14 protein-coding genes are annotated in these 19,177 nt (G+C 39.1%); 8 read left to right on the plus strand and 6 right to left on the minus strand.

Annotation, left to right across the window (positions count from 1 at the left end; translation table 11 throughout):
• The first annotated feature begins 14 nt into the window (after positions 1–14).
• From ACZLO7_RS11465 to ACZLO7_RS11480, 4 genes are all read left to right on the plus strand, one after another.
• Positions 15–7,190: a non-ribosomal peptide synthetase gene (locus ACZLO7_RS11465; protein WP_464939276.1), complete on the plus strand. Its 7,176-nt coding sequence runs from the start codon at positions 15–17 to the stop codon at positions 7,188–7,190.
• Positions 7,191–7,219: 29 nt separating this feature from the next.
• Entirely contained in the window at positions 7,220–7,441 is a 222-nt protein-coding gene (locus ACZLO7_RS11470; protein WP_464939277.1) for an MbtH family protein, read from the plus strand.
• Entirely contained in the window at positions 7,438–8,898 is a 1,461-nt protein-coding gene (locus ACZLO7_RS11475) for an MDR family MFS transporter (protein ID WP_464939278.1), read from the plus strand. The genes ACZLO7_RS11470 and ACZLO7_RS11475 overlap by 4 nt, the downstream gene beginning before the upstream one ends.
• Positions 8,899–9,025: 127 nt before the next feature.
• Entirely contained in the window at positions 9,026–9,739 is a 714-nt protein-coding gene (locus tag ACZLO7_RS11480; protein WP_464939279.1) for a 4'-phosphopantetheinyl transferase family protein, read from the plus strand.
• A 123-nt stretch (positions 9,740–9,862) separates the two neighbouring features.
• On the opposite strand, the gene ACZLO7_RS11485 is transcribed toward ACZLO7_RS11480, so the two are convergent.
• On the minus strand, positions 9,863–10,264 hold the full coding sequence (locus ACZLO7_RS11485) for a hypothetical protein (protein WP_427751793.1): 402 nt from the start codon (positions 10,262–10,264) through the stop codon (positions 9,863–9,865).
• Positions 10,265–10,637: 373 nt separating this feature from the next.
• Between ACZLO7_RS11485 and ACZLO7_RS11490 the strand changes: the two genes are divergently transcribed.
• The 3 genes from ACZLO7_RS11490 to ACZLO7_RS11500 all read left to right on the plus strand — a co-directional run bounded on the left by ACZLO7_RS11490 (position 10,638) and on the right by ACZLO7_RS11500 (position 12,165).
• The gene (locus tag ACZLO7_RS11490; protein ID WP_464939280.1) at positions 10,638–11,294 is read left to right on the plus strand and encodes a DUF4085 family protein; all 657 of its coding nucleotides are present in this window, start codon (positions 10,638–10,640) and stop codon (positions 11,292–11,294) included.
• 183 nt (positions 11,295–11,477) lie between these two features.
• Positions 11,478–11,819: a hypothetical protein gene (locus ACZLO7_RS11495; RefSeq protein WP_464939281.1), complete on the plus strand. Its 342-nt coding sequence runs from the start codon at positions 11,478–11,480 to the stop codon at positions 11,817–11,819.
• A gap of 223 nt (positions 11,820–12,042) precedes the next feature.
• Positions 12,043–12,165 (plus strand): hypothetical protein, encoded by a 123-nt coding sequence (locus tag ACZLO7_RS11500; protein WP_464939282.1) that lies wholly within the window; start codon positions 12,043–12,045, stop codon positions 12,163–12,165.
• A 94-nt stretch (positions 12,166–12,259) separates the two neighbouring features.
• On the opposite strand, the gene ACZLO7_RS11505 is transcribed toward ACZLO7_RS11500, so the two are convergent.
• The 5 genes from ACZLO7_RS11505 to ACZLO7_RS11525 form a co-directional block, all read right to left on the minus strand.
• Positions 12,260–13,171: an ABC transporter ATP-binding protein gene (locus ACZLO7_RS11505; RefSeq protein ID WP_464939283.1), complete on the minus strand. Its 912-nt coding sequence runs from the start codon at positions 13,169–13,171 to the stop codon at positions 12,260–12,262.
• Positions 13,164–14,219 (minus strand): ABC transporter ATP-binding protein, encoded by a 1,056-nt coding sequence (locus ACZLO7_RS11510; protein WP_464939284.1) that lies wholly within the window; start codon positions 14,217–14,219, stop codon positions 13,164–13,166. The genes ACZLO7_RS11505 and ACZLO7_RS11510 overlap by 8 nt, the downstream gene beginning before the upstream one ends.
• Positions 14,220–14,233: 14 nt before the next feature.
• Positions 14,234–15,163: an ABC transporter permease gene (locus tag ACZLO7_RS11515; RefSeq protein ID WP_464939285.1), complete on the minus strand. Its 930-nt coding sequence runs from the start codon at positions 15,161–15,163 to the stop codon at positions 14,234–14,236.
• Positions 15,163–16,092, minus strand: a complete 930-nt coding sequence (locus tag ACZLO7_RS11520; protein WP_464939286.1) for an ABC transporter permease — start codon at positions 16,090–16,092, stop codon at positions 15,163–15,165. Before ACZLO7_RS11520 ends, ACZLO7_RS11515 begins: the two co-directional genes overlap by 1 nt.
• A gap of 164 nt (positions 16,093–16,256) precedes the next feature.
• Positions 16,257–17,906 carry a peptide ABC transporter substrate-binding protein gene (locus tag ACZLO7_RS11525; protein ID WP_464939287.1) on the minus strand — a complete coding sequence of 550 codons (1,650 nt, stop codon included), beginning with the start codon at positions 17,904–17,906 and terminating at the stop codon, positions 16,257–16,259.
• Between the two features lie 874 nt (positions 17,907–18,780).
• Here ACZLO7_RS11525 and ACZLO7_RS11530 point away from each other — a divergent pair.
• Positions 18,781–19,023, plus strand: coding sequence for a hypothetical protein (locus ACZLO7_RS11530; protein WP_464939288.1), 243 nt, complete (start codon positions 18,781–18,783; stop codon positions 19,021–19,023).
• Positions 19,024–19,177: the final 154 nt, after the last annotated feature.

Below are 19,177 nucleotides of genomic sequence, written 5' to 3' on the forward strand. Positions count from 1 at the left end.
GGAGGTAAGGCGGAGTGCTTAATATTCAAGATCAAGATGTGCGCTGGACGTTGTCCGGCGCACAATCCGGTATCTGGTTTGCTCAGCAGTTGGAGCCAGATAACCCGATTTATAACACAGGGGAATACATAGAAATTGCTGGACAGATTGATATAGAGCATTTTGAACAGGCACTGAGGCAGGTGGTTAAGGAGGCGGAGTTTTTACATGTCCGCTTTGGCGAGGATTACAATGGACCGTTTCAAAGCAGCGGAGAATCGATTGATTTCCCTTTTAATTTCATAGATATGAGTAGAGAGGAAAATTCTCAGGAAAAGGCTATACAATGGATGAAAAAAGATTTGGCTCATCCAATTAATCTGAAAAGTGACCCGCTCTTCAATCAGGTCTTATTCAAGGTGGATTCAGACCGCTTTTTCTGGTATCAACGCATTCACCATATTGTCATGGATGCATTTGGATTTTCACTTATATCACAACGGGTAGCCAAACTATACACGGCACTTCAAAAAGGACATAGTTTAGACGAAGGTGCTTTTTCTCCTTTACGTTCACTTCTTGAGGAAGATAAGGCGTACCAGGAATCCGAAAAATTCGACATTGATCGCCAGTTTTGGCAAGAACGTTTTGCAGATCAGCCGGAGGTTATGAGCCTAGCTGATCGAGCACCTAGGACCTCTAAAGGCTTACTTAGTCAAACTGGTTATCTATCATCTTCCGCTACACAAGCCTTAAAAGCGAATGCGAATATATATTCAGGAAGCTGGCATGAAGTGGTGATTGCAGTAACTGCCGTTTATGTGAACCGCTTGACAGGTTCGGAAGATGTCATCCTGAGTTTACCGATGATGGGCCGCTTGGGTTCTTCTTCTTTGAATATACCTAGTATGGTAATGAATCTGTTGCCACTGCGGTTGTCTGTACAGCCAGAGATGAGTTTTAAAGAGTTAGTGAAGCAGGTGTCGAAGGAAGTCCGAACCATCCGCCGCCATCAAAATTATCGACATGAAGAATTGCGACGTAACCTTAAATTACTTGGTGATAATCAGCGATTATTCGGACCGCAAATTAATATCATGCCTTTTGATTATGGACTCGATTTTTCAGGAAGTAAGGCGGTCACACATAAGCTAGCCACTGGTCCTGTCGATGATTTGTCGATTAACATCTATGACAAGTCTGATGGAAAAGGGCTGAGGATCGATCTAGATGCTAACCCAGAAGTTTATAGCATCGAAGATTTAGCTACACATCATTCGCGTTTTTTGAATTTTCTTGAAAAGTTAGTGATTGCAGAGAAGAGTCAATCGATTGGGGGGATGGAGCTTCTTTTACCTAAGGAACACCAGCAAGTCCTGCTTGAATGGAATCAAACGGCAAAAGAGCTTACATCTGAGCTTTTACCAGGATTGTTCGAGGATCAAGTTTCTAAAACCCCTGATTTGACAGCCGTAATGGATGAAAATGCTATTCTTACTTATAAGGATTTAAACGAGCGAGTAAATCGACTGTCGCACCTCCTTTTGGAGAAGGGACTGGGACCAGAGAAATTCGTGGCTATAGCCTTGACTCGTTCAGTGGATATGGTCATTTCCATGTTGGCTGTGTTAAAAACCGGAGCGGCCTATTTACCTATTGACCCAGATTATCCATCAGATCGAATCGAATTCATGCTTGATGATGCCAGACCTGTAGCAATCATAACTAGTGAAGGGATTGCTTCTAAATTATCTGATACCAAAGGAACGGAGCGCATCGTATTGGATGTGAAAGAGACCATTACTGCTCTGAGGAATCAGCCGGATATAAACGTGGAGGATAGTAAAAGAAAGGGAACCATGTCCCCACTTAACCCGGCTTATATGATTTACACGTCAGGTTCTACCGGGAAGCCAAAGGGTGTCGTGATCCAATCGGCAAGCTTTATTAATTTCCTTTCTTCGATGCAAAGCGAAATTTCTATAAATCATCAGGATCGGCTTTTGGCAGTTACAACCATTGCTTTTGATATATCCGGTTTAGAAATCTTCATGCCGCTTCTGAATGGGGCAAGCTGTATCATAGCTGCTAAGGAAACGGTTCAAGACCCTAAGACTTTGTCTGAGATAATCGTTCAACATGATATAAGCATCATGCAGGCCACACCTACGCTTTTGCATTCACTTGTAGCGAATTATCCTGAAGTGATAAAGAATCTTAGAGTGCTAGTAGGAGGAGAGGCACTTTCAATCAGTCTAACCAACGCATTACATCAATTAGGATGTGAAGTGACGAATCTGTACGGACCGACGGAAACGACAATATGGTCTTCATCCATTACGCTTGATCCGAATCAGGGGGGTATGCCCTCCATCGGCAAGCCCATTTGGAATACACAGGTCTATGTACTGGATGCTGCTTTGAAGCCTGTTCCTAAAGGAACTGTAGGGGAATTATATATTGCCGGTGCAGGGCTGGCACGTGGATATTTAGGTCGCCCGAATTTAACTGCTGAGCGATTTGTCGCTAATCCGTATGGTTCAAAGGGTAGCCGCATGTATCGAACCGGCGATCTTGTTCGTTGGCTTGGCGATGGCACATTGGATTATATTAGTCGGGCCGATCATCAAATTAAAATACGAGGATTTCGTATTGAACTAGGGGAAATTGAAGCAAAGCTCACCCATCATCCTGATATTGAACAAGCTGCTGTCATCGTTCGCGAAGATCAGCCGGGGGATAAACGCATCGTTGCCTATATCGTTCCTTCTTTAGATGTGCCAGCAAATATTGTGGAAATTCGAGAATTTGTAGGTAGTGGTTTGCCGGAATACATGGTCCCATCCGCGATCGTTGAGATGGATGAATTGCCATTGACTCCAAATGGAAAGCTCAACCGGAAGGAATTGCCCGCTCCTGATCTCACTACACTTGTTTCTGATCGCGCTCCTAGAACACCGCAGGAGGAAATCGTCAGTGATCTTTTCGCCGAGGTTCTTGGTCTTTCACGGGTCGGTATCGATGATAGCTTCTTTAATTTAGGTGGTCACTCTCTTCTTGCCTCTACTTTGATGGCGCGAATAAGAGATACATTCGGAGTTGAAATAGGCATTGGTAAACTGTTTGAAACACCGACCGTTTCAGGTCTTGTCAAACAGCTTTCTAACGGGAGAAGTGCGAGGTTGCCTATTAAAAGGGTACATAGACCAGAACAGGTACCTCTTTCCTTTGCCCAGCGGCGATTATGGTTTCTTCATAGTCTTGAAGGACCTAGCCCAACGTATAATATTCCGCTCGTTGTTGAATTGTCCGGCGAAATTGATAACGGGGCACTCGAAGCTGCGATCAATGATGTAGTCGAGCGCCATGAAACTTTACGTACGCTCTTTCCCGTTACATCGGGTACAGCTCATCAATATGTGCTAGATCCTTCCGAGGCGCAAGTGGAATTATTGGTATCACACATTTACGAGGCTGAGCTTGAAGCAGAAATTTTTATCGCTACGAGATATAGTTTCAATCTTGCAAAAGAACCGGCCATTTGTGCCCAGCTTTTCACGATGGCCCCTGACAAGCATGTATTGGTTTTATTATTACATCATATTGCAGGAGATGGATGGTCCCTTACACCCCTTACTCGCGATCTGAACACAGCATATGTGGCGCGAAGTAAAGGTGTTGACCCTTACTTACCGCCGTTACCTGTACAGTATGCCGATTATGCGCTCTGGCAAGAAAATCTTTTAGGAAGCGAAAGTGATGAAACCAGTTTAGCCAATGAACAAATGGATTACTGGAAAGAGACATTAGCTAACCTGCCAGATCAATTGGAATTGTCTACTGATTATCCACGTCCCCTGGAATCCAGTTATCGCGGGGATATGATAGACTTTTCGATAAATCCCGAAATGCATCAACGTTTATTGGATTTGGCTCGTGAAAATGGCGTCAGCTTATTTATGGTATTACAATCCGGTCTGACTGCGCTCCTCACTCGACTTGGAGCCGGTAACGATATTCCAATCGGAAGTCCGATAGCAGGTCGAAGTGATGATGCTTTAAGCGACCTGGTAGGGATGTTCATCAACACCTTGGTGTTACGGACGGATACATCCGGTGACCCTACTTTCCGGGAGCTTCTTGACAGGGTACGAAGGGTCAATTTACATGCTTATGAGAATCAGGACTTACCATTTGAGCGTCTGGTAGAAGTATTAAATCCAGTTCGGTCCCGAGCTAAGCATCCATTATTCCAGATCATGTTGGCGCTGCAAAATACACCTGATATTAAATTGGACCTTCCAGGGGTTCAAACCAACCTGAAGTTATATAGCGTAGGTGCTTCGAAATTCGATTTGACCATGGAATTCCGTGAAGTGCATGCTGAAAATGGAAGTCCGGATGGGATTAGTGGATTCCTTGAATATAGTACAGATCTATTTAAGCAGGAGACCGCCGAGATGTTAATATATCGTTTATTAAGGTTATTGAACGGCGCCATTTCGGAACCGGATCAGCATATTGGACTTTTGGATATACTGGCACCTGAAGAGCGCCAAAAAATTCTTGTGGATTGGAATGGAAGTTCAAAGGAGATAACGCAGACGAGCATACCTGCACTATTTGAAGAACAGGTAAGAAAGCATCCTCACAATATTGCTTTGGTATATGGGGACACTTCATTGACATATGAAGAGGTAAACAAAAAAGCGAATCAGCTTGCCCATCTGCTGATTGCTAAAGGAGTAGGGCCGGAGCAATTCGTCGCATTGGCCATGCCTAGATCATTGGAAATGGTTGTAGGATTGCTTGCTGTACTCAAGGCAGGAGCCGCGTATGTGCCTTTAGATCCTGAATATCCAAATGATAGATTAACGTTCATGCTTCAAGATGCTCAGCCTGCTTGTGTCCTAGCAAGTTCGAGTGTAGCTGCGAAGCTTCCCAAGATGCATGATATCAGGCAAATTATACTTGATGAAGATAGTACGATAGAAGAATTGGCAAAACATTCTACACTCAATGCAACGGATTGTGATCGAATTCAACCATTATCACCTTTAAATTCAGCTTATATTATTTATACTTCTGGTTCTACCGGTGTACCAAAAGGGGTCGTGGTTCCCCATCAGAATGTAATTAGACTATTTGGATCTACGGAACATTGGTACCAATTTAATTCTGATGATGTGTGGACCATGTTCCACTCTTATGCCTTTGATTTTTCAGTTTGGGAGATTTGGGGAGCTTTACTTCACGGTGGCAAGTTAGTTGTCGTCCCTCATTCAGTCAGCCGGTCACCGGAGGAATTTTTACAACTACTTGTGAAAGAAAGAGTAACGGTACTAAATCAGACCCCATCAGCATTTTATCAATTAATGCAGGCGGATCGGGAAATACCGGCACTAGGGCGTGACCTTGCATTACGCTACGTGATCTATGGTGGAGAGGCACTTGAACTAAGTCGTTTGGAGGATTGGTATAGCCGTCATCCGGAGAATTCGCCATATCTAATCAACATGTATGGAATCACGGAAACGACCGTTCATGTTAGCTATCTTGAGCTTAATCGGAATATTACATCACTAAAAGCAAATAGCCTCATTGGCTGTGCAATACCTGACCTGGGAGTGTATGTGTTAGATGCCAGCTTGCAGCCAGTTCCGCCAGGAGTGGTGGGGGAACTCTATGTTTCCGGCCCTGGACTAGCCCGTGGTTATTTAGGCCGCCCAGGTTTGACGGCGGACCGTTTTGTCGCGAACCCATTCAGTTTATCAGGTGACAGGATGTACCGCACTGGAGATTTGGCTCGGTGGCGCGAGGATGGATCTTTGGATTATATGGGGCGTGCCGATCATCAGATTAAAATACGCGGATTCCGTATTGAATTGGGTGAAATCGAGGCATCGATTGCTCAACATTCCGATATTGGACAAGTTGCGGTAGTGGTTCGCGAAGACAAACCAGGTGATAAGCGTTTGGTCGCATATGTCGTACCTGCTTCGAATGTAACTATTGATTCTGCACATGTACGTCGCTTCGTTGCTGAAGGTCTTCCTGATTACATGGTCCCTTCCGCTTTTGTTGAAATGGAAGAATTACCTTTGACACCAAATGGTAAGCTGGATCGCAAGGTATTACCGGCGCCGGAATTCGGTGCCATTGAATCGGGGCGCGGTCCGAGAACTCCACAGGAGGAGATTCTTTGCGACCTTTTTATGAAGGTTCTTGATTTGCCTCATGTCGGAATAGATGACGGATTCTTTGATCTAGGTGGTCACTCGCTGCTAGCTGTCCATCTGATGAGCAAAATCCGTGAAGCGCTTGGTGTTGAGCTGAGTATTGGTAACCTATTCGAGGCTCCGACTGTTGCGGGGCTCGCTGAGAGACTTGAAATGGGTACAAGCCAAAGTGCTTTGAATGTCCTATTGCCGCTTAGGAAAAAGGGGATAGAACTTCCATTATTTTGTGTACATCCAGCAGGTGGACTTAGCTGGTGCTACGCTGGGTTGATGACTGCGTTAGGACCTGACTATCCAATCTATGGGTTACAAGCACGAGGCATTTCACAGAAAGAGCAATTCCCGAAAACGCTGATTGAAATGGCAGCGGACTATATCGCTCAGTTACGGACGATCCAGCCAAAAGGGCCATACCATCTATTGGGATGGTCTCTCGGAGGCAATGTCGTTCATGCAATGGCAACCCAACTGCAAAATGAGGGAGAGGACGTTCGCCTTGTCGCAATCCTAGATGCATATCCAAGTCATTTCCTACCCATAAACGAGGCTCCGGATGATGAGGAAGCTTTAATCGCACTGCTTGCATTGGGTGGATATGACCCTGATAGTTTAGGAGACAAGCCGTTGGATAATGCCAGTGCCATAGAAATACTGCGTCGGGACGGAAGTGCATTGGCTAGTTTAGAAGAAGAAACGATCCTAAACCTAAAAGAAACATATGTGAATTCAGTTCGGATCATGAGTGAGTATAAACCAAAGACCTTTAAAGGGGATGTGATGTTCTTTAGATCGACGATCATTCCGGACTGGTTTGATCCCATTCACCCAGAAACATGGAACCCATTCATCCATGGGGAAATTGAACAGCATAATATCAATTGCCGGCATAAGGATATGTGTCAACCAGGACCGCTTGCTGAAATTGGCCAGGTGATTGCTGAAAAACTTTCTAATATGAAGAAGTTAAGTTAGCCAAGAATTAATAAAGGAGGAAATAACGGATGACCAACCCTTTCGAGAATGAAAATGGTATCTATAACGTATTGATAAATGAAGAAGGTCAGCATTCCCTTTGGCCCGCCTTTCTGGTTATTCCAGAAGGCTGGTCCATCATATACCGGGAGGAAAGCCGGCAGGATTGCTTGGAGTACATTAACAAGAACTGGACAGATTTGCAGCCCAAAAGCTTGAAATTAGTTGCCAGCAGTGATGGGACAAAGTGAAAGCAAGGAAACAGCTTGACCCTAAATTAGTAGTAAGCATCGTTTATGTCGCAGCGATGTTCATGGTTTCAATGGACGGGACGATTGTCAATGTAATCTTGCCAACGATCAGTAAGGAATTTCACATCGAGCCCTCGTCAACGAGTGGCATTAACGTCGGATATTTAGTTAGTCTGGCAGTATTCCTCCCTGTAGCTGGTTGGCTTGGTGATCGTTTTGGGACCAAGAAAATCTTCTTGATGGCCTTAGGAGTCTTCACGACCGCCTCCCTTTTATGCGGATTCGCTAATAACCTTCAAACTTTGAACTTGTTCCGGGTGTTGCAGGGGGCAGGAGGTGGTGTCCTGACACCAGTTGGAATGGCCATTTTATTTAGAACGTTCTCTCCAGAAGAACGACCTAAGGTATCCAGGTCCCTTGTGCTTCCCATTGCCTTCGCACCAGCCATTGGTCCGATCGTTGGCGGATTCTTTGCGGAACAACTGACATGGCGCTGGGCGTTTTATATAAATGTCCCTTTCGGAATTATCGTCTTGTTATTCGGCTTACTGTTTTTAAAAGAACATAAGGAGCCCGCCACTGGTAGGTTGGACCTCCCTGGCTTCTTGCTATCGGCAGCAGGATTTTCTATGTTGATGTATGCACTGAGTATAGGGCCATCTAAAGGATGGGGTTCCCCTGTCATCATGGTTACAGGATTTGTAGGTTTCGTATTTGTTTGTTCGTTTGTTCTAATTGAGTTGCGTGTGAATAAACCAATGCTCGATTTGCGTTTATTATCTGATCGACTGTTTCGGACATTAGGTATCGTTTCATTATTTTCAATGGCCGGCTTATTGGGGTTGCTCTTTGTGTTCCCATTAATGTACCAAAATGCAACGAATGCCACAGCTTTAGAAAGTGGACTTGCTACTTTTCCAGAGGCACTGGGTTTAATGGTTGCATCTAGAATGATGCCTTGGACTTCCAAGAAACTTGGCATACACCAGGTGATTTGGATAGGACTACTGTTGACCGCTATGATTTTTTCACTGATAAGCATTGTTGGTCCGACAGCGAATTCTTGGTTCCTTCGGATCCTATTGTTTAGCGTAGGCATATGCTTGGGACATACTGTGGTTGCAGTACAGTTTTCAACTTTTACTAATATCACTTCTGCTGCTATGGGGAGGGCAACTACATTGTTCAATGTTCAAAACAGAATTGGCTCTGCCATTGGTGTAGCCATATTAGCTAGCATTTTGGGGGCGGTGGGCACTGGATCGGTGGAAACAACTGGTGGAGAATCTTTTAATTTGGCATCCTATCAAATCGCTCTACTCGGTTCGGCAGTTTTCCTCATAATAGCTCTATTATTTGCGCTAAGTTTAAGGAAGGAAGATTTTAAGGCGGTTATGTCGAAACAGGGCACTGCCAAACCTTCTCATATAGAACCAGCCAGAAGAGTGAGTGAGTAATTCGATTTTTAAAAATGTTTTTTTGTTAATGGCGGGTTGCTGTGATTTTAAACAGCACCCCCTCTTTGTTTTCTAACATTTTGACTCTCAATTTATCGGTCAGTTAAGAGGTAGGGAGGTAGGAGAATTGATTGAAGTCTATATTTGTAAATTACCTGCAAAGAGAGAGAAAGCGACTCTAAACAGTTTGCTTGCTTATGTTTCAGCGGAAATGCAAAATCGAGTGAGGAAATTCAAGAAGGTGGATGATGCGTACCGCTCATTGATAGGAAACCTGATGGTACGTATTATTCTAAAAGAACGATACGGTTCTAGTGTAGGGGAATTAGAAGTGGGAATCAATGCTTATGGCAAACCTTTTTTATGTGGGTTTCCTTCTTTTTACTACAATATTTCCCATTCAGGTGAGTACGTGGTTTGTGCTGTTCATGAAGAAGAAGTTGGTGTGGATATAGAAAAAGTAGGACCATTTGACTTGCAGCTTGCAATGGGACTTTTTACAGAAGAAGAATATAGGGATTTGTTGAACGCCAAAGAGGATGGAATTCATGCTTTTTATGATATATGGACCTTAAAAGAAAGTTATATCAAAGCGATTGGTAAAGGACTGTCTATTCCCTTAAATTCTTTTAATGTAAAAAAACATAACCATGATTGTATTCAATTAACGGATGTACTTATAGGTAAACCAATTACTGATTATAGTTGCAAACAATATATGATCGATAGGGACTATAGCCTTTCAGTTTGTGCACATCAGGCGAATATCAATCAATTTAACCAATATCTTAATTTTGTTTCCTTTAAAGAAATATGCTGTGCTTTAAGTGTTTCTTCTTGAAGCGGCATAATAAATAAAATTCGAATCTGCAGTATCATATACATCGTTTTTGTTTAGAATTTTCCGAGTTTTCCAGAATCGTTAAAAGAAAAAAGCTGCACCAATGGGGGCAGCTTTACACAGTTAGTATTGATATTTTTTTGTATCTGTAATGATTTTAAAATGAATCCCTTTAATTTCCTTTGTAATTTCCTCTTTTACATCATCCAGATTAACTAGTTTATTAGAACCTACATAAAGTGAAAGCTCATCCATTAAGCGATTGAATGAGTTCGAAAATAGACTACGCATTGCATCGAAGTCTAGGTTGCGGAAGCTTCCATCTATTTCATAAGCTTCGATTGAATTCATTTGCTTAGAAGCACCTGCAAAACGATCATCGTACACTGTATATGTTTCATCAGAAAAGGCAACGATATATAGTTCTTCGCCCGTAACAGTATGTAATTCAATATTGTTCTTATGTTTTTTGACATCTGTAATGCTGTGAATGCCTTCCGTATGTTTAATATTAAATAAGCTCATATAAAAACCCCCTAGATTTTGGACCAATATAGAATCTAGTCGATTGACGCTTCCTATATGGTTACTGTAATCATATCACAATTTACTTATATTTGAATTTTCATATTATAAAATACTCATTATAATGTACCTATTTTGTGAACGACACAAAATAAATTTTACATTATTACCATAATTTTATATTTTATATATTTACAAGGAAAATAAAGGATGTATAATAATATATGTAAATATAAATTAGAATTATAGACACCTCGTTAGTCTATATATAAACCCATTGTTTACCCATGTCTTTTTTTTCACACAAATTTTTCTCTTTATCTTTGTTTTTCAGAAGTTTATAAAAGTTGTTCCAATGGAAGGGACTGGATTTATGAAATATTTTACAAAGAAATGGTTTGAAGAAAATCAATTATCCAATTATTTATTTTTCCTTGTTACAATAGAAGATTGGGAAGAGGAAAAAGCTTATTATAGAGAATACGATATCGATTTAGAACAGGAACGCAAAATGGAATTACAACGCGATCAAGACAAATTGTTAAGATTTTTACCTGAAGAATTCCATCCTTATATTCTAGATGGCTCTATCATCGATGGTGCACCAAGTGAAAAATTGCGCAATATGGCAAAAAACTGGTTGGAGAAGTTTGAAACTTTGACAAATGAAAAATTCGAAAAATGTGCTGCAGATTTTATAGTAGCTGAAAGTAAACTTTCAAAAACGACAAAAGAACTATTTGTTAGCTCGTTTCATGATGCAACAATTCAAGCGATTGAAAGAAATTCTGACCAAACATTTACTATCGAGTTGAATTTAGAAAACACGTATCACGATACTGATAGGTTAACGATTACTTTCGTAGATGTCAGTGAATTTAAATGTACAGCACCGGTCAAAAAGGGGTCATGGTGGTTATATGAAGAGGTTTCAATGGTTGATACTGGTTTTAGGTTAAATGTTCTATTTGATAGCCCTTTAGCTGAATTTTCTATTGTTGCTAAAGATGTCGTTATCGAATCTATATAACAAATAAGAAAACACTTACTGCATTGAAATATATCGATGCCGTATGTGTTTTTGTTTACAAAGAATATAATTTCTTTATTGAGTACCATTCTACATATTAATAAACGATTTAATTAAAACTATAGGGAAAAACGATATTATCCTGGAAAACATGTAAAATCAGTATTTATAGGGGGAGGATATATGGTAGGTTATGAAATTAATGAGGACAAAGTAATGAAAGTAATTACTGTTGTCGTTAATGATAAAATGACATTAGAACAGGCTGGGGAATTTACTGAAGATTTTAAAAGGCTTACAAAAACAATTGATTCTAAATTATTTGTCTTAGATATAGATTGTACTGCGATGAAAGTTGTAACGCCAGATCTTATAGATAACCTTAGTGAGACTTTTAAAATGTATAATGAACCAGGTTTTAAGAAAATAATTATGAAGGTAAGACATAATAATATTCTTAAAATGCAATTAACACGTCTTTCACGTGAAGCAGAGTTAACAAATGTTGATATTTTAAATGTATAATTTTAGATACTTAAAAAGATATTAATAGATTTGAAACCAGCAGTAAATATAGCGTGCAAAACCTCTAAGGACTCCTTTGAGGTTTTTTCTTAGAGGTAAATCGAGCTGTACAATGAATTGAATTAAATTTTCTTCTCTTAATAGAAGAAAACTAGGTGCAGCCTTCTTGTTATTATTAAAACGAAACAAAAGAAGACAAATGCGTTAGTTGGATTTAAGGGGAATGATATACTTAATAGGGTATATAGTCGTTGCAAAGGTAGTAATGCAATTGCTAGGTAGAACATCAGCTAGCGGTACTATCTTCAACAATTGGCTGAATAACGTTCAAAATGGCTTAAAGTGAAGCAGAAAACAGAAGTAAAAGAAAACTATTTATACAGCTACTAACATATTGAAAAACCACCGTTCATATAATGACCGGTGGTTTCGTTATGTTTTTAAGTATTTTGCCATTTCTTTAAAGAAGCAGCTGTACCATAAACATAGTGTTTGTCAGCAACTTCATAGAATGAAGCGCTTTCATCTACTTCTTCATGTACATAAGGGGTTCGTGTACGTCTTGATTCTGACAGTGGATCAGGTAATGGAATAGCCGAGAGCAAGGATTTCGTATATGGATGGACAGGAGAATGATAAATATCATCTGCTAGTCCAATTTCAACGATTTTTCCACTGTACATAACAGCAATACGATCACTTATATATTTCACCATCGAAAGATCATGAGCGATGAATAAATATGTTAAGTTATGCTCTTTTTGTAGCTGTTTTAATAAGTTCACAACTTGTGCCTGAATCGATACGTCAAGTGCTGAAATCGGTTCGTCTGCAATGATGAAGCTTGGATTTAAGCTAAGCGCACGTGCAATACCAATCCGTTGGCGTTGTCCGCCTGAAAATTCATGTGCATAGCGATTTGCATGTTCTTTATTTAGACCAACAGCTTCAAGTAAAGAGGCTACTTTTTCACGACGTTCTTTTTTGTTTTTGTAAAGACCATGAATATCAAAGCCTTCACTAATAATTTCACCAGCTGTCATTCTTGGATTTAGTGAAGCATATGGATCTTGGAAAATCATTTGCATTTCACGATTGAATTGCTTCAATTCTTTAGCAGTTTTTTTGCCATGTACATCTTTGCCATCAAAGATAACTTCGCCGCCTGTAATATCATATAGGCGGATAATGGAGCGCCCGGTCGTCGATTTTCCACAACCTGACTCTCCAACAAGTCCAAGTGTTTCACCTGCATAAATGTCGAAGCTAATGCCGTCGACAGCTTTAATTGGGTTATTCGATGAGCCAAAATGTTGTGTTAGGTTTTTGATTTCGAGTAGTTTTTTAGACATTCAATTGATCCTCCTTTGCCAAATAACCTTCAATTCGTTTTGAGACGGCTTCAGGAATTGGAATTTTAGGTGCATCAGGATGCAATAACCACGTTTTTGCAAAATGTGTTTCACTTATTTGGAACATTGGCGGTTCTTTTTCATAATCAATTGCTAGTGCAAATTCATTGCGTGCTGCAAATGCATCACCCTTTGGCGGATGGATTAAATCTGGTGGTGATCCTGGAATCGTACGTAATAATTCATCTGAATTACTATCAATATCTGGCATTGAGCCAAGTAAACCCCAAGTGTATGGATGCTTTGGATTGTAGAAAATTTCATTTACTGTACCGTATTCAACGATTTGGCCCGCATACATAACCGCAACGCGGTCTGCGACGTTTGCTACAACACCTAAATCATGGGTAATAAAGATAATCGAAGTATTGCTTGTTTTTTGGATTTCCTTCATAAGTTCCAAAATTTGTGCTTGAATCGTTACATCAAGAGCAGTTGTCGGTTCATCGGCGATTAATAATTTCGGATTCGCTGCTAATGCAATCGCAATTACAACACGTTGACGCATGCCGCCTGAAAATTCATGTGGATATTGTTTATAACGTTTTTCCGGCATAGGAATACCTACTTGTGTTAGTAACTCAATAGCACGCTTTTTAGCCTCAGAGCGTGAAATTTTCTTATGTTGCAATATAACTTCTGTAATCTGTCTACCAATCCGCATTGTTGGGTTTAAAGAAGTCATTGGATCTTGGAAAATCATCGCGATTTCATTGCCCCGTATTTTTGACATCTGTTTATCAGATAGTGGAATTAGATCACGACCATTGAATAGGATTTTACCAGATTCATATATGCCAGGAGGCTGTGGAATCAATTTCATTAGCGCGTTACTCGTAACACTCTTACCGGAACCGGATTCTCCTACAATTGCAAGTGTTTCGCCTGCTTTTAATTCAAAATTGACACCGCGCACTGCTTGTACAATACCCGCATACGTTTTAAAGTTGATTTTTAAATCTTGTACTTGTAAGATCGGATCACTCATTCTTGACACCCTCCTTATTTCCGTAATTTTGGATCTAATGCGTCACGCAATCCATCTCCAACCGCATTAAATGCGAAGATGGTAATTGAAATTAATGTAGCAGGGAAAAACAAACGCCAAGGAGCATTTGTGATGGCGTTATTACCTTCAGATGCCATTGTTCCCCAGCTCGCTGTTGGAGCAGGAACACCTAAGCCTAAATAACTTAAGAATGACTCTGTAAAGATAGCTGTTGGAATAGTTAGTGTCATTGTTACTAAAATAGCGCCTAATGCATTTGGGATTAAATGTTTTATAATTAAATGTTTTGTATTGGCACCTAAAGTTCTGGCAGCCAGTACGTATTCCTGGTTTTTGATGGATAATACTTCACCACGAACAATACGGGCCATGTTAATCCAACCAGTAATCGATAGCGCTATAATCATTGGTACTAAACCAGGCTGTAAAACAACTAATAGTACGATCACAACTAATAAGTACGGTACAGCTGTTAATACGTCAGCGATACGCATCATAATATTATCAACACGTCCACCTGCAAGGCCTGAAATACTACCCCATAGCACACCGATAATTAAATCAATGACTGCAGCCGTAATGCCGATGAATAGAGAAATTCTTGCGCCTTCCCAAACACGTACGAATACATCACGACCCAAATCATCTGTACCAAACCAATGCGTAGCTGAAGGGGCAGTGTTGTAAAGTCCAAGCTGTTCACGATAATTAAATTGTGAAAATACAGGTACAAAAATGGCCATTAGAATAATAATGAATATTGCAATTAAGCCGAAAATGGCTAATTTATTATGAGAAAATCGTAAAAAAACTTCTTTCCAAAAGGATACAGATTTATCTGCAAGCCTTTCCGTTTCCTCATGATTTCCTCCGACCACTTTAAAAAGGTCTTTATCGATTTTTTCCAATTGTTGTTGTGACATTATTTTTTCGCTCCTCTCAGCTTAATTCGCGGATCGATAATGCCGTATAAAATGTCTACGATAAGTACCGCAAATAGTAGGATGATAGAATAGAATACCGTCGTACCCATAATAACTGTGTAGTCACGGTTCGTAATACTTTGTACGAAGTGTTTACCAAGTCCAGGAATTGCAAAAATTTGTTCTACGATAAAACTACCAGTTACAACACCAGCAGTTAAAGGTCCAAGATATGTAACGACTGGTAATAGAGCATTACGTAAAGTATGACGGAAAACGATTGTCCATTTTCCAATTCCTTTTGCTCGAGCCATTTTAACGTAATCACTATTGTTTTGCTCTAGCATACTCGAACGTGTCAGTTTAGCGATAAAACCCATATGTGTCATGGCAATGGCTAGAGCAGGCAATATACTATAGATAAAACCTTTCCATCCACTGATTGGGAACCAACCTAGTTTAAATGCTAAGAAATACTGCATTAAACCCGCTAATATAAAGGAGGGGACGGAAATACCCAAGACAGCAATTGTGGTGGATAAATAATCTGGAAAACGATTATGATAAAGTGCAGAAATAACACCTAGAAGTATGCCTAAACCTACAGCTAAAAGCATAGCTTCAATACCTAAAGTTAACGAGATTGGGAAGCCTTCAGAAATCATATCATTTGTAGAACGTGCCTTATATTTCATCGATTCACCAAAATCAAAAGTCGCAGAATCGATTAAATAATCCTTATATTGAATATACCATGGGTTATCTAAACCATATTTTTCGTTTAAACGTTCTTCAATTTGCGGTGGGAAATTTTTTTCACTTGCAAATGGACTACCTGGTGCCATTCTCATTAAGAAAAAAGTGGCTGATATAATAACGAAAAGGGCAAGGACAATATACGTAAGTCTTTTCATAATATAGTTGATCACATGAACAGCCTCCTTATATGTTTCGATTGACAAACGAGAGAAAAGTTAGTTTAAAAAAAGCTGTCTCATAAGCCGGGTGAACGGCTATGAGGCAACTCTTTGCTGTTAGAAAGGGTATAAAACAATAATAAACAGTTGTTTATTCAGCTAGTACTGCTTGCATATTATTCAGCGATATCTACCCATTTAAGCTGAACATTACCAAGACGGTCAGGGCCCATATTTTTTACTTTTTCTTTTTTAACAAATGGGGCTGTGTAGTAATATACTGGTGCAATAGGGAATTCTTTCATAGCAATTCCTTCAGCTTGTTTTAACAATTTAAGTCGTTTAGCAGAATCTGCTTCAGAAACTGATTTTTTAATAAGCGCTTTATAGTCTGCATTTTCCCAACCTGTATCATTGTTGCCGTTTTTAGCAGTTGAGTACATTTCAAGGAAAGTGAAAGGATCATTAAAGTCAGCACCCCAGCCCAAACGGCCCGTGTCGTAATCCAGATTATCTATTTTATCTAGATATACTTGCCACTCTGAGTTATCAATTGCTACATTGATACCTAGGTTTTTACTCCAGCCTTCTTGAACAAATTGTGCAATAGCAGCATGTGCTTCACTTGTATTAATTGAAATACCGATTTTAATGTCAGATGCTTTTTTAATACCAAGTTCTTTCATACCAGCTTCAAGTGCCGCTTTTGCACCTTCTATGTCATTGTCTTTGAAGTAACCACGGTCTTCTTCAAAACCAGCAATTACAATTGGAACCATTCCTAGAGCAGGTTTTTGATTAGCTTTAGTTACTTTGTCAACTAATTCTTGACGATTAATCGCTAACGTTAGTGCTTTACGAATGTTTACGTTTTTAGTGTATTTACCTTTAGTGTTCATCTTATACATATAAATTGAAGCGGAATCAGGAGTATTTAATGAATTATCATTTTTGAATTCGTCAATTGAATCAAGTGCAACCGTTTGAAAAGGGGCACCTAAAAAATCGATTTCTCCTGCTTTGAACTTTGTTACTGCTGTAGAATCTTTTTCAACCATACCGATATTTACTTTGTCAAGTTTTACTGTGTCTTTATCCCAGTAGTCAGCGTTTTTCTTTAATGTGACTGAAGCATTGTGTTGCCAATCAGCTAAAGAAAATGGTCCGTTTGTAACATAATCCTTACCAGCGTCAGCGTACCATTCTTTGTTTGCTTCAGCTACTTTTTGGTTAACAGGCATATAAGTGTAGAATGCTGTTAATTCAAGGAAGTACGGTGTTGGGTTTTCTAAAGTAACTTCCAACGTTTTTTCATCTACTACTTTTATAGCAACATCATCAGCAGAACCTTCACCATTGTTATAAGCTTCGCCGCCTTTAATAGGGTAAAGTTGAGATGCATATTCAGAAGCATTTTCTGGATTTAATCCGAATTTCCAAGCGTATTCAAAGTCGCCTGCTACAACTGGATCACCATTTGACCATTTCGCATCACGTAATTTAAATGTGTAAGTCAATTTATCATCACTAATTTTAATGTCTTCTGCCATTGCATTTTCTGGTTTAGCATCTTTATCTAGACGAGTTAAACCTTCGAAAACGCTTGATATTATACTTCCAGAAACATTGTCGGTAGCTAATTGTGGATTCAATGAAGGTGGCTCTGAAGCAATAACCAAATTAATTTCTTTTGTTTTTGCCGCACCGCCGGTTTCTTTTTCTTTTTCGTCATCCTTTGCCGTGTCGCCACCAAAATTACAAGCAGCTAGCACCAAAGAAATCATTGCCAAAAGAGTTAACAATAAATAATTCTTCTTTTTAGTCATTTAAATCCCCCTTATCTAAAATAATAAGCCCTTGTGAAAAGCTTAATTTCAATATAACAAAAAAAGATTTCCATAGAAACAAATAAAATCCAAAAATATATTTAATTAGGGAAATAACTTTTTAATAGTAATATTGTTAGATTTAACATATTAGATTAACAAAGTATTATAATGGTATTTTTTTGACTTTTTCAATACTTTATTTGTTTATATAAGAGGAAAGTATTAAATTAAATATTTATTGTATTTTTAATATAATAATTAATATAATTTCAGAATATTAAAAATAGTTCGAACTAACTATGTGTGTAATTTCAGAATATTCTCCCTGATTCGCTCTATTTCTACATTAATATACTTTTTTCGTAAAATACTTACCGCTTTAATTATATGATTCAGAGTGTTTTTTTATGAATCAAAGTGTTGTTTTTAGATTTAACTCCACTTTTCAATTTGATATGATGGATAGAAGGAGCTCTTTAAAATTTTTTGAATGTAGCAAATGCAATAAAGAATGTTAAATTTATTAGAAAAAAATGAATGAAGATTAAAGAATTAGTTAGTGCAATTCCAAGTATTAATAATAGATAAGTTTCTAATTTGGAGGTGATTAATTTGTCTAAATTACTTACACCTAGGGGCAGGGGGCGTCAATTTTGCGATTTTCTTGTATAGAGCGATTGTTTTGAACAATGGATTTACCCCTAAGCTAATTATTTTATGATTGCTTGTATTCTTCTGATTTTATTTTGTCTGAAAGAAATCCAAAATGTTAGAAAGTATAATGAAGGAACTACGAAATAGGGTAACACCTAAAAGGTCCATTGCGTCTTTAAATCGCGATGGACCCTTTAGATGTTGAGGAGGTGAAATAATGGTCAATCATAAAGTAATGATCGTTGACTTTGCACATAATGGTCCGCAAACTTGCTTTGTAAAATTTTCTGGATATGACGATGAGGTGAAAAGAGAATTTACTGGTATGGTACGCTTTGTAGGGGAGTTGCCATATGGGGATGTGATTCATCCTACAAAAAGCGAGCTTTCCAATAGCTGCAGAGAGTTTTTAAAGAATTATTTGATAGAGCAATATAAACGTGGGCAATTTGATGAATAGAAGTGTTAAATGAGATCTTAAATAGGAAGGCAGAACTCTTCTTTTAAAGTTCATATGGAAAACCATAGTAAAAGAGTTTGTCATAGCAAAAAAGTTGTTACCAATAATTTCTAATGTAATTTTTAACAATTTAATAATCCTTTAGTTCAGCATC

The organism is Viridibacillus sp. d25.2 (assembly GCF_055456015.2).

What these genes read in the sequence shown, in the direction of transcription:
- ACZLO7_RS11470 (WP_464939277.1), top strand. Translation starts at nt 7,220, where the DNA reads ATGACCAACCCTTTCGAGAATGAAAATGGTATCTATAACGTATTGATA.
- ACZLO7_RS11485 (WP_427751793.1), bottom strand. Translation starts at nt 10,264, where the DNA reads ATGAGCTTATTTAATATTAAACATACGGAAGGCATTCACAGCATTACA.
- ACZLO7_RS11490 (WP_464939280.1), top strand. Translation starts at nt 10,638, where the DNA reads ATGAAATATTTTACAAAGAAATGGTTTGAAGAAAATCAATTATCCAAT.
- ACZLO7_RS11495 (WP_464939281.1), top strand. Translation starts at nt 11,478, where the DNA reads ATGGTAGGTTATGAAATTAATGAGGACAAAGTAATGAAAGTAATTACT.
- ACZLO7_RS11500 (WP_464939282.1), top strand. Translation starts at nt 12,043, where the DNA reads ATGATATACTTAATAGGGTATATAGTCGTTGCAAAGGTAGTAATGCAA.
- ACZLO7_RS11505 (WP_464939283.1), bottom strand. Translation starts at nt 13,171, where the DNA reads ATGTCTAAAAAACTACTCGAAATCAAAAACCTAACACAACATTTTGGC.
- ACZLO7_RS11510 (WP_464939284.1), bottom strand. Translation starts at nt 14,219, where the DNA reads ATGAGTGATCCGATCTTACAAGTACAAGATTTAAAAATCAACTTTAAA.
- ACZLO7_RS11515 (WP_464939285.1), bottom strand. Translation starts at nt 15,163, where the DNA reads ATGTCACAACAACAATTGGAAAAAATCGATAAAGACCTTTTTAAAGTG.
- ACZLO7_RS11525 (WP_464939287.1), bottom strand. Translation starts at nt 17,906, where the DNA reads ATGACTAAAAAGAAGAATTATTTATTGTTAACTCTTTTGGCAATGATT.
- ACZLO7_RS11530 (WP_464939288.1), top strand. Translation starts at nt 18,781, where the DNA reads ATGGTCAATCATAAAGTAATGATCGTTGACTTTGCACATAATGGTCCG.